This is a genomic window from Pseudoalteromonas sp. MMG012, from assembly GCF_018100875.1.
Lineage (GTDB): Bacteria > Pseudomonadota > Gammaproteobacteria > Enterobacterales > Alteromonadaceae > Pseudoalteromonas > Pseudoalteromonas aurantia.
Genome location: NZ_JAGJEF010000052.1, coordinates 1 through 11,991 on the forward strand (window position 1 = coordinate 1; position 11,991 = coordinate 11,991).

The 11,991-nt window shown below is 41.8% G+C and carries 9 protein-coding genes; 4 read left to right on the plus strand and 5 right to left on the minus strand.

Going from position 1 to position 11,991, the window contains the following annotated elements; all coding sequences use genetic code 11:
• Window positions 1-18: 18 nt before the first annotated feature.
• Both J8L97_RS15890 and J8L97_RS15895 read right to left on the minus strand, forming a co-directional pair.
• Window positions 19-333 (minus strand): hypothetical protein, encoded by a 315-nt coding sequence (locus tag J8L97_RS15890; RefSeq protein WP_211051043.1) that lies wholly within the window; start codon window positions 331-333, stop codon window positions 19-21.
• On the minus strand, window positions 324-1,844 hold the full coding sequence (locus J8L97_RS15895; protein WP_211051045.1) for a CYTH and CHAD domain-containing protein: 1,521 nt from the start codon (window positions 1,842-1,844) through the stop codon (window positions 324-326). The genes J8L97_RS15890 and J8L97_RS15895 overlap by 10 nt, the downstream gene beginning before the upstream one ends.
• 164 nt (window positions 1,845-2,008) lie before the next feature.
• Here J8L97_RS15895 and J8L97_RS15900 point away from each other — a divergent pair, with 164 nt between their 5' ends.
• Entirely contained in the window at window positions 2,009-2,644 is a 636-nt protein-coding gene (locus J8L97_RS15900; RefSeq protein ID WP_211051047.1) for a TIGR04211 family SH3 domain-containing protein, read from the plus strand.
• A gap of 73 nt (window positions 2,645-2,717) precedes the next feature.
• Here the strand turns inward: J8L97_RS15900 and J8L97_RS15905 are convergent, their stop codons facing one another.
• On the minus strand, window positions 2,718-3,197 hold the full coding sequence (locus J8L97_RS15905; protein WP_211051056.1) for a winged helix-turn-helix transcriptional regulator: 480 nt from the start codon (window positions 3,195-3,197) through the stop codon (window positions 2,718-2,720).
• A gap of 311 nt (window positions 3,198-3,508) precedes the next feature.
• Here J8L97_RS15905 and putA point away from each other — a divergent pair, with 311 nt between their 5' ends.
• Both putA and J8L97_RS15915 read left to right on the plus strand, forming a co-directional pair.
• The gene (putA, locus tag J8L97_RS15910) at window positions 3,509-7,312 is read left to right on the plus strand and encodes a bifunctional proline dehydrogenase/L-glutamate gamma-semialdehyde dehydrogenase PutA (protein WP_211051057.1); all 3,804 of its coding nucleotides are present in this window, start codon (window positions 3,509-3,511) and stop codon (window positions 7,310-7,312) included.
• 148 nt (window positions 7,313-7,460) lie between these two features.
• Window positions 7,461-8,657 (plus strand): HD-GYP domain-containing protein, encoded by a 1,197-nt coding sequence (locus J8L97_RS15915; protein ID WP_211051058.1) that lies wholly within the window; start codon window positions 7,461-7,463, stop codon window positions 8,655-8,657.
• 25 nt (window positions 8,658-8,682) lie between these two features.
• Here the strand turns inward: J8L97_RS15915 and J8L97_RS15920 are convergent, their stop codons facing one another.
• A complete protein-coding gene (locus J8L97_RS15920; RefSeq protein WP_211051059.1) occupies window positions 8,683-9,744 on the minus strand; it encodes a general secretion pathway protein GspB in 1,062 nt (353 codons plus the stop codon).
• Window positions 9,745-9,753: 9 nt separating this feature from the next.
• Window positions 9,754-10,668 carry an AAA family ATPase gene (locus J8L97_RS15925; protein WP_210998296.1) on the minus strand — a complete coding sequence of 305 codons (915 nt, stop codon included), beginning with the start codon at window positions 10,666-10,668 and terminating at the stop codon, window positions 9,754-9,756.
• A 118-nt stretch (window positions 10,669-10,786) separates the two neighbouring features.
• Here J8L97_RS15925 and J8L97_RS15930 point away from each other — a divergent pair, with 118 nt between their 5' ends.
• The gene (locus tag J8L97_RS15930) at window positions 10,787-11,890 is read left to right on the plus strand and encodes a tRNA nucleotidyltransferase (protein WP_211051060.1); all 1,104 of its coding nucleotides are present in this window, start codon (window positions 10,787-10,789) and stop codon (window positions 11,888-11,890) included.
• The last annotated feature ends 101 nt before the right edge of the window (window positions 11,891-11,991 follow it).

Consider the following 11,991-nt stretch of genomic DNA (forward strand, 5'->3'; position numbering starts at 1 on the left):
TTTTCTATTCCAAAACCCTTATCCAAACCTGAGGTTATGTACAATGCGCTCAGACGGTGTAGGGCTTGCAACCAAAGATACTTGCTGACTGGCACTCAACCAATTAGGCACATTCTCTGTGCCATGCAGTAAATTAATAAAACGCCTAACGCTCGTATTTACATACAACGCAGACGCTTTAACATGAATTAAACCTTTCTCTGCGGGCTTATGGTAAATGCTTAACTCCCCTTTCTCATACCACTTATACCATGACTCGGTATACCCTTGCGGTGATACAATACCGATTGCAACCCAAAACGGTAGCAATCGATATGATGGGGCTATCGCCAATATGGCAACCCATTCACTGAAACGTCTCGACTTTGCTCCATCGCACTGACCAAGAAATCTGCTTTTTTCTCTAGCCAAGTTTGAATATCTCGTAGTGCTTCGCTATCTTGCCCCCGACACAACTGCATCAAATATGACAGTGTGTCTAGTTCATAAATACCATAAACAATGTCAATCCAAGGCGTTCTAAATTCCTGGCGCAGTTCTTTATCATACAGTTTACCCAAACAATTGCCGCTCAATAACGTATTTTCCAACTGATGACGTAACCGTAAGTAATCCGTTTTTGTGAGTGCCTTGTTCTTGGGTAATAAAGCTCTTAAGTCTTGCCAATCTTTATCGAAAAAACCTTTTGCCACTTCATGAACCGGTTGCTCAGCCGAATTAAGTGCCTTTTGGTCCCAATGTTGACGCCATTCTCTATCAACTAACCAACGGGTCAATGTTAAAATAAGACGGTTGTATCGCGCACAATGAAACAAGTCTTCAATATCTGTCGCTGTAGGCTGCACATCTTTTAAATCACTAATCACTTGAGATAACTCAGGTGCACTATTGATTTTTTTGTAATAGGCATGGCGTTTTGAAGTATAGGTTTTTAAATAAATTGCATTTTCTACCCACACCAGCTCATCAAGTAACCACTTAAACTCCCCCCGTAACTGTTCTGTTGTTTCTTTATCAACAATGTCAGAGAACAACCTAAATGTATGACGAATAAGTGTCACACCATCAATAATGCGTTTCAGTGTTTTTAAGCTTGGCTTGTTGAAATAACATTGTTCATGCTTTTGCACAAACTGAATACCATAATTAATTGAAGCAACGAGCGCCTGCTCTTGGGTGGCTCCAGGCTGCAATGGCACAAAGCCAATAAACTTATTTGGCTCAAGCGGCTTATTATCCGCTAATCGGTATCCTCTGGCCGCTTTAGAATAGAGCCCTAAACGCAACCCTGATAGATTGATTAAGTGATCGGCCAGTAAAAATAAATCATGACGTGTCCCTTCAACCAATTCAATCTCAAGCTCTGAAATTGGCTCTACTTGCCCTTGTGCAACCACTTCTCCTTTATCTAATACCACTTCAATTTTGCTGCCCTGCTCAGTTTCAATTAACCACGTTCTGCGGATGAAATTAGTACTGAAGATCGGGAATAAATTTTCGTTAATACTGCCCACTTGCATACCATGAGGCCAAATTATTGGATCAAAAGCCAGCAAATCTGGTCGAACCGAATTCAGCGGTAAGTTATATTCAGGCCGTTGATGCAATCCCCCAACAACTTCTCCCGCCAACTTAATTGTTTGTTCACAGTCACTATCACAACAGCGGGTGCGCAGACCAATATCAAGTGCGCGCAATTCTCGGTTAGGCGTGTCGTAATATGCGTTTTTTAAATTCCGAGCGGGTTGGTTTTTGACGGTTTTTGCGAATTGAGTGATGAGTCCTGGTATAAGAGGAACTTCATTGTCTGAAAGTAAAAACTTCAGTTCTATTTCAGTGTCCATTAGGGCAAGTTATTACCTATATAATTATCGAACGCCCAAAATATACAATGCACCTACAGTTTGCAATCTTTTTACCATATGTTCTCGGAAGTTTTAGCTATCTCTTGCTATTGATCAGCTAAATCCATACTATTTGAAAAAATTAATAAATCTTGGGTCTAGGGATGTTAAAACGAATAATATTACCCAGTGTACTTGCGCTTATTTCCCACTTTTCAATTGCAGAAGAAGTTGAGCAAACACAATTAGCAGCAACGTCAGTGGCGGCAGTCGACAATACAACTGCAAACGCTGGATTTATCGTTGATAATCTATTTTTATATGCGCACTCTGGTCCGGGGAAAAACTATCGAATTATTGGTTCTATAGATGCAGGCACTCAGATCCAAATAATTGCCGAACCGCAAAACGGTTACATTCAAATCATCGATGATAAAGGCCGTGAAGTGTGGGTTGAAGAAAAGTTTATATCCATGCAACCTGGTTTAAAGCAGCAATTGAACAAAGCCAGCGAAACACTTAGTACAATGCAAAGCCAATTGGACGATGCACAAGCACAGCTGCCGCTATTACAACAAAGCAATGATGATCTAAATAGTGAAAATGCCTTACTACAAAAAAGTATTTCAGACTTACAAACGCAGTTAGCAACACAAAAACAAGAAAATGCGCTTAAAAAGCAAAGCGAGCAGCATACATTGCTCGCTTATGGCGGTGGTATCGCTTTTGCTGGATTATTATTAGGGGTGATTTTAACAATCTTCTTATCGCGCCGTAAACGCTATGATGGATGGGCATAGCACCACAGTGATAAACGACGTTCGGGCCATCCCTCTCGCTCAGCCTGAACGTGGTTTATGCTATATAATCGTATTATAAAATGGTCAAGCCACTGTCTGACTTAATATGTTCAATCACCATATAAGTATGGTTGGTACTCACGCCTGGTGTTTCTACAATTCTACCTAATACTTCTCGATATTGTGCCATATCCGCAACACGAATTGTGACAAGGTAATCAAAGCCACCAGCCACCATATCACAACTCACCACTTGCGGTATTTTAACAATATGTTCTCTAAATAGAGAAAACACCGCCTCTGTAGAGCTTTTTAACGTTATTTCTACATGTGCGACCAATGCTTGCCCTAGCTTCGCGGAGTTTAAACGCGCAGAGTAACCTTCTATATACCCTTCAGACTCAAGTTTTTTTACTCTGTCTAAACATGGGCTCGGGCTTAAGTTTACTTCTTTTGCCAAGTTAACATTAGATATTCGACCATTCCTTTGCAATACATCTAATATTGCTAAATCGATACGGTCTAATACACGAGTTCTAATCGAAGTTGTCATGCAGCATTTAATTCTGTTTCTAAGTGAGTTATCCCCTTAATTTACCGTATTTTCCCAAAATAAAACAGCATATACTGCTTATTCTCAGATAGAATGCCTGAAAAATTTGATACTAAACACAATGCATCTAGGCTAAATTTTAATCACATTTTAAGTGTGATACTGTTTAGTCTCGCGCAATGCATTAATTAACTATGTTGTAATTAATTAGGCGCTGTTTGTGCCACTATGTAGTCTGACCCAACTTACCCCTGTCTGACTTGATATGTGTTAATTACGTGTGTTTTTGACTCCTTTTCTGAGGGTTCCTTATGCTTTACAACGGTGATTTAATTACTAACTGTCCTATTAGACAAAAAATCCGTGACTTCTATCGTATTGATGAAGAGCAAGTTATTGACCATATTTTGCCACTTGCTGAAGTAGGCGTGACGGCTCGAAGCCGTGCATGGGAACGCGCACGCCAAATTGTGGTAAACATTCGTAAAGACCAAGACGGTCAAAATGGCGTGGATGCACTATTAAATGAATTCTCACTTTCTTCAGAAGAAGGGGTGGTATTGATGTGTTTAGCCGAGGCGTTGCTACGAGTACCTGATAAGGAAACTCAAGATAACCTCATTCGTGACAAATTAGCTAATGGTGATTGGAGTTCGCACCTAGGTAGTAGCGACTCTTTGTTTGTTAACGCATCTAGTTGGGGCTTGCTAGTTACCGGTAAAATGGTGAACTACACAGACAAAAATAAAGATCAACAGTTTGGTGTCTTGAAAAAGACCATAGGCCGCTTGGGTGAACCAGTGATCCGTAAGTCTGTAAACTTTGCCATGAAAATCATGGGTAAGCAGTTCGTTATGGGGCAAAATATCGACGAAGCAATTGAACGTGCAGCTGAAAAAGAGCAAAAAGGCTATGTATATTCATACGATATGCTAGGCGAAGGCGCACGTACCATGGAAGATGCCCAGCGCTACTTTAATAGTTACATGAACGCGATTCACTCTATAGGTAAAGCAGCAAATGGCCGAGGCCCAATAAAAAGCCCTGGTATTTCAGTTAAGTTATCGGCAATACACCCGCGTTATGAATTCAGCCATCGTGAACGTGTACTTTCAGAAATCGTGCCAAAGCTAAAAGAGCTAGCATTAGCGGCTAAACACTATGATATTGGCTTTACTGTTGATGCAGAAGAAGCTGACCGACTAGACATCTCTTTAGATGTCATTGAAGCCGTTTTCTCTGATGATGAGCTTGGTGATTGGCAAGGGTTTGGTCTTGCTGTGCAAGCTTATCAAAAGCGTGCGATTTTCGTAGTTGAATGGTTAACAGACTTAGCCCGCCGTGTCGGCCGTAAACTCATGGTCCGTTTAGTCAAAGGCGCTTATTGGGATACAGAAATTAAAACCACACAACAAGATGGTTTAGATCACTTCCCTGTATTTACCCGTAAAGCAACAACAGATGTATCTTACAAAGCATGTGCCATTAAATTACTTGAAGCACGTGATGCGTTATTCCCACAGTTTGCAACACACAATGCTTACACGGCGGCAACTATCTTAGAAGTCGCCAAGGGTAATAACCAAGGATTTGAATTCCAACGTCTGCATGGGATGGGCGAATCTTTATTCGATCAAATCGTAGAAAAAGACAACGTACAGTGTCGCGTGTATGCACCTGTTGGTCAACATGAAGACTTGTTAGCCTACCTCGTTCGACGTTTACTTGAAAATGGTGCGAATTCATCATTTGTAAATGCCATTGTTGACGTCACGAAACCTGTTGAGTCTTTATTACCTGACCCGGTTGAAACACTGCAAAGCTTACGCAATAAATTTAATACCCAAATTACCTTACCAATTGAACTGTATGGTAATGAACGTGCCAATTCAAAAGGCATGGACTTAACTGACATCAATGCTATTTCTCCCCTTAAAGACAATCTAGACAAATGGTTCGAAGATAACCGGATCAATGAAGCAGATGTGAAAGAAGGCTTCCTAGCAGTGCGTAACCCAGCAAATCATACTGAAGTCGTCGGTCAAGTGCCGCTTCATCAAAGTGATAAAATGCACACGATGCTCGCAAACGCTGATAGTGCATTTGAAAGCTGGTCAGAAACACCGGTATCTGAACGTGCGGAGCTATTACGCCGCATAGCCGATATATTGGAGCGTCACCATGATGAGCTGGTGGCTATCTGTATTAAAGAAGCCGGAAAAATCACTCAAGACAGCATTGATGAAGTACGCGAAGCGGTCGACTTTTGCCGTTATTATGCTGCACGTGCAGAAGAGCTATCTGAAGATGAACGTTTTGAAGCGCGTGGCGTTATTTTATGTATTAGCCCTTGGAACTTCCCACTGGCTATATTTCTAGGTCAAGTTGCCGCAGCCATAGTAACGGGTAATACCGTTATTGCGAAACCGGCAGAACAAACCAGTATGATTGCACTACGTTGTATCGAGCTAATGCAAATTGTGGGTTTACCTGAACATGTAGTACAAGCGGTAATCGCGCGAGGCAGTGAAGTCGGTAAACACATAGTACCAGATGAGCGTATTCAAGCAGTGATGTTCACAGGTTCGACTGAAACAGGTACGTTAATCTCACAGATTCTTGCTGAACGGAATGACATTCAAGTGCCTCTTATAGCCGAAACCGGCGGTCAAAACTGTATGATCGTTGATTCAACGGCCTTACCAGAGCAAGTGGTTGATGATGTTATTTCATCGGGCTTCCAAAGTGCAGGTCAACGCTGTTCAGCACTACGGGTTTTATTCTTACAAGAAGATGTGGCCGATGGCATTATTAACATGCTAAAAGGCGCTCTACAAGAATTACACATCGGCGACCCTGCTCAACTAGATACCGATGTCGGCCCAGTTATTGACGAAAAAGCACTCAATACGCTTAGTGCACATGTTGAATACTTAAAAGCCAATGGCAAGTTGTTGTTTGAATCGCCAATTCCTGATAATTCAGAAAATGGCGCTTATTTCTTTGCCCCTCGTTTATACGAAATTTCTGATTTATCCGTATTGAAACGTGAAGTATTTGGCCCTGTCGTGCACGTTATTCGTTATAAAGCCAGCGAGCTAGACAATGTGATTGACCAAATCAATAACACCGGTTACGGCTTAACAATGGGCGTTCACTCTCGTATAGAAGAGCGTTGCCGCTATTTAGCTAAAATGTCTAGAGCAGGCAATGTTTACGTCAACCGTAATATGATTGGCGCGATTGTTGGCGTGCAACCTTTTGGTGGTCGAGGTTTGTCGGGGACTGGTCCTAAAGCTGGTGGTCCAAACTATTTGTATCGTTTGGTAAAAGAAAAGGCATCTCCAGAAAACGTACAAATGACTAACTTAACCGCTGATGAGTTAGACACTCACAACTTTCCAGGTGCAACAGAGCAAGTCGATCGCTTGATGCGTAATTCAATGCGTGATGAAAAGATCTGGCGCGCAACGCCGTTAAACGACCGAGTTTCTGCTGTACGTCAATTGTTAGCCAAAATTGCCACCGTTGAAATTATTGACGACTTAGCAGACGATTTAGCAAAAACACTTGCTGATGCCCGTACTCAGTTGAATCGTTTAGAAAAACGTATGCGTACACATACGACCTTACCTGGACCAACAGGTGAGTCAAACACGCTTCATTTAGAAGCTCGTGGTTGTGTTGTATGTTACGCCGATAAAAGCACCTCATTTAACTTTTGGGCAATTTCTATTATTACTGCATTAGCTGCGGGTAATACGGTTATTACAGTTGCATCTGAGATTTTCTATGATGAAGCCCAAGCGTTTAGAGATAAATTTATCTCGACAGGCATCGCCGAAGGGGTATTCCAGGTTGCAAAACCGAATCAACTACATGCTGTTTTAACGCACCCTCACCTTGCGGGTGCAGTTGTTGCTGCGCGCTCATCACGTTTAGGGTACTTTAGTCAGCAATTGGCCGCGCGTAGTGGTGCCATTTTACCGGTTATCAGTGCTGAGTATTATGATACTTTGATCAGTCGTTTAGTTACGGAAAAAACCATCAGTATAGATACCACCGCATCAGGGGGTAACACTTCTCTAATGACGTTGGTTGAAGATGACGAATAAAGATTAATAATCTCAACGGGCATAAGCCAGCAGCTTATGCCCATTTCATTTTTAATCGCTCGCCAGTAAATTTCCCCCTCTATTAGTACTACCGCTTTTATTAATCTTTGCTAGTCTTATAAGTCTCACTTTATGTTTAGGGCTCAAGATGAAAATAATAAATATCAAGGACTTGAAACCTGGCATGTATGTCGCTGGCGTAATTAAGCAAACGGGCCACATAAAGATAAAAAGTCAAGGCTGGGTAAAAACGCAAAAGAGCATTGATAAGTTAGTATCAACAGGTGTACTTGAAGTAGAAATCGACCCAGATAAAACCATCCAGAATGAACAACAACAAGCCCCTCCTCCCATTGATGAATCAATCCCTGAAACCGTATTTAATCCATGGCACAAATCCGCCAGTATCGAGTCGGAACTAACGCAAGCAACTAAACTGTATGATGAAGCCAAAACGCTGCAACAAAAAGCTTTTGTAGACTTACAATCGGGTGGGCCAATCAATATTTCCGCTTTTAAAGAAACAGCTCATGGATTGATTGATTCCGTATTTCGAAATCAAGATGCCCTAGCGTGTATTGCACGTATCCGAGAAAAAGACACCTATCTGCTAGAACATTCTATTAATGTCTCAATACTCATTAGTATTTTTGCCAAACATATGGGTATTGAACGCCCTATAATAGAGCAAATGGCGACGGGGGCGCTACTGCACGATATTGGTAAAGTACACATTCCTGATACTATTTTACAAAAACCATCTCAGCTAACAAAAGATGAATTTGAAGTAATGAAAAGTCATGCTAAATACAGCTTTGACATCGTACTAGAGGCTCAGCTGGGTAAAATCGCTACTGAAATAGCGGGTTATCATCATGAACGGCTCGATGGGTCGGGATATCCATATGGATATAAAGCGGATGAGCTGTCTCAGTACGTCAAAATGGCAGCCATTGTAGATGTATATGATGCACTGACCGCTGAGCGAATTTACAAAGTCGGCATGACACCGGTCAAAGCATTCAAAATACTTAAAGAAGGCCCCCCGCACCACTACGACACCGAGCTCCTAAATATATTCATTAATGCCATTGGGGTTTACCCAGTTGGCACGCTCGTCAAGCTCACTAGCCAAAGAGTTGGTATTGTTTGTGCCAGTAACCCTGAGTCACCTTTGAAGCCGACGGTTAAAGTATTCTATCACGCCAAACATATGCGTTATGTCGAAGTTAAAGACATCGATCTATCTAACAAGCGAGTTGATGATAGTTTAGAGGCTGCGATAAAGCCGGAAGAATTTAACTTAGACTTGTTAAAGTTCTTCCGTCATTCAATGCTACCTTAACGCCAACATAACCAATACCACGGTATTAAAGCGGCCAATCTTGCATTGCTTTTAAGGTGAACTCATAACCATCAAAATCAAACAATGCCTGTTCAGGCGTGATTTCTAATAGCTGTAATACACCTATACTATCTCCTTCATACAGATCGCGATTATTCAACTTTATCCAGCGCTTATCCGCTTCGGTGGCATAGATATGTGCCTGATATCGTAATCGTGGAATACTGTTTTGCAGCTCGATAGGTAAAAGCTCGATGGGCGTCGCCCTTGCAGAGTCTTTACTCGTTGCAATCACTTCGCTATCTTGGCTGCCTTCAGTATCAGCAACCGCCTGAGCAAAGGCGTCTTTGAGCTCATCTGACACCTTATCTAACTCAGGATCATGATAACTTGCTTGCTCATTCAACGGCTTACCAAGTACGCGATATTGGCTCATATCGATACTTGATGCGTCATGCGTGTTCTGGGTTTGCGCTGCTATAACTGGCTGTCTGGTGCTTTGTTGGGCTAGGATATTGGGCTGCGTCAAACTTTGTAGCCCTGTATTACGTTGAACAAATTGCGGCTGAACGATATTTGCTTGATTAACCATTGCTTGTTGATTAGCGACTGGCACTAAACGTTGTTCATATACCGCTTGACCAGATACATCAACGCCAATTTGCACCGATGCCCATTGATACTGAACGCTCGGCTGTATTGGATTCGCCACCGTATTTGCTACCGTTTGTGGTTGCGTTTTCTGATTTTGATTTGCAGCACTACTAACTATCGATTGCTCAACAGAAGTCGAATTAAGTTGCGAATCACTTTTCACCACACCTTCAACCACAGGTTGTTGCACTTGTTGATTGCTTTGTTGCGTAACAACAGCGTCACTAATCAACTCAACTTGCGCTGGTGATTGCATAAATTTACCAGTTGCATACCCTGCGACAAGTGCGCCACCAAACACTAAGACACCGCCTAATCCAAGAGAAAGCCGACGATAAAACTTTAATTGCTTCTCGTGTTGATAAGACAAATGTACCTGCTCTGAGGTTGCTGTGTGTTCTGATTGCTTTAAAGCATTGAATAAATAAGACATTTAATTTCACTATACAATATATGACAGGCCAAAGCCTGAGATAAATAACAAGGCACACGTGGCTGTAACCTGCCATTGCAAGCTGATTTTTTGAGCCACTTCTTGCGGAACTAAATCAAGTGGTAATGCTTCTTGTGCAGCTTGTTGTGCAATCGTTTTATTAACGATCATCTTCTGGGCTGAAAAAGCCCCGAGTAAGCACCTATCCGCCAACAAATTTAATAATCTGGGGATTCCCGCCGTTGCTTTGTGCATAAAAGCAATTGCATCATGGTCAAATAACGAAGCCTCACAGCCCGCTTTATTCAAACGATGCTGAATATACGCAAATACCTGTGCTTCAGTTAACGGCAATAAGTGGTAACGCGCCGTGATCCGCTGTGCTAACTGTCGTAATTCATTCCGCTGTAAAAGCTGTTGTAACTCGGGCTGGCCAACTAATACAATTTGCAATAGCTTTTTATGATCTGTCTCTAAGTTTGTCAGTAGCCGCAATTGTTCAAGGACTTCAGGCGCTAAATGTTGTGCTTCATCAATGATCAACATGGTATGACCACCCAGTTCATGATTACTGAGCAAGCGGGCTTTGATAATATCAGTTAAACGCTTTAGCGTTGCGTTATCAGCATCATATTCTATGTTTAACTCATCACATATACTGGCCAATAGTTCCATTTCAGACAAAGCTGGGTTCAAAATAAAAGCAACTTGAGTGCTGTCTGGTAATTGAGCGAGCATACTGCGTGTCACAGTCGTTTTGCCAGTCCCTACCTCGCCTGTCAGTAATACAAAGCCACCAGCATCACCTAAACCGTATGTTAAGTGCGCGAGCGCTTCTTTATGTCTATCACTCAAAAACAAGTATTCTGGATTTGGCGCAATTGAAAAGGGTTTTTCATTCAACCCAAAGTAGCGTAAATACACGATGCGTCTCTTTATTGTTATGATGCAGCCTATAATGGCAAAAAAAGCCAACAAGTTAAAACCTTGTTTCTAATTTTGTGAAATTAGTTTATTCCGTTAGACAAGATTTGAGGCCAAAATGAAAATATATTTAGTGGGCGGTGCAGTACGCGATGAATTGTTAGGTCGCCCTATTGTTGAAAGAGATTACGTTGTTGTCGGGGCAACGCCAGCAATGATGCTCAAGCAGGGCTATAAACAAGTTGGCAAAGACTTTCCGGTCTTTTTACATCCCGAGACCCATGACGAATATGCGCTCGCGCGTACAGAGCGAAAAAGTGGTCAAGGTTATGGTGGGTTTATCTGTGACTTTGAACAAAGTATTACACTCGAGCAAGATTTATTTAGACGAGATCTCACTGTTAATGCAATAGCAAAAGCAAATGATGGTCAATTAATAGACCCGTACCATGGCCAAGATGACTTGAATAACCGTATTTTACGTCATGTAGGACCCGCCTTCAGTGAAGATCCTTTACGTATTCTGCGTGTTGCACGCTTCGCAGCACGGTATGATCACTTAGGTTTTACCATTGCAGATAGCACAATGACCATGATGGCAAATATGGTTAGTCGAGGTGAATTAAAAACGCTGACGCAAGAACGTGTATGGCTAGAAATTGAAAAATGCTTAGCTGACGGTGCGATTGAACACTTTACCACGACTCTGGACCAGCTTGGAGCGTTGGCAGATGTGCAACCATTATTGATCGGTTGGAACGTTCAAGAGCGCACTCAACTTAAAAAATTGCTCATGCGTCTACCTCACTCTCATCCACATTATAAAATAATTCAATTTTGTCTGTGGCTATACGATACACCCAGTGATAAATTAAAAGCCCTTGAGCAAACTCTAAAAATTCCTTCTCGCTATGCAGTCGCACTGAGAGACTTTTGTGAACATAAAGCATATTTTATACCGTCTGTGAGTGCACAGCAGCTGTTAACCCTGTTTGATCGTATCGATTTATGGCGAAGACCTGAGCGTTTTGATTTATTACTCGAGATCATCGCTTTTTCACAGTATAACAATCCTTCTCTCATTGCGCTGATTAAAGAGGCAGCTGCCAACACTCGGGCTATTGACGTACAAGCCATTATTGCCGCAGGTTTCTGTGGGGCCCAAATTAAAACCCAATTAACACAACAACGTTTATCGACTCTAAAAACAACCTTCAATTAATCATTACTATCAGGTGGGGAATACCTCACCTGCATAAAAAAGTTCCCTTTTGATATAAAAAAAATCAACCGCCTAAAAAAACGTCGCCAAAATTAAACGTT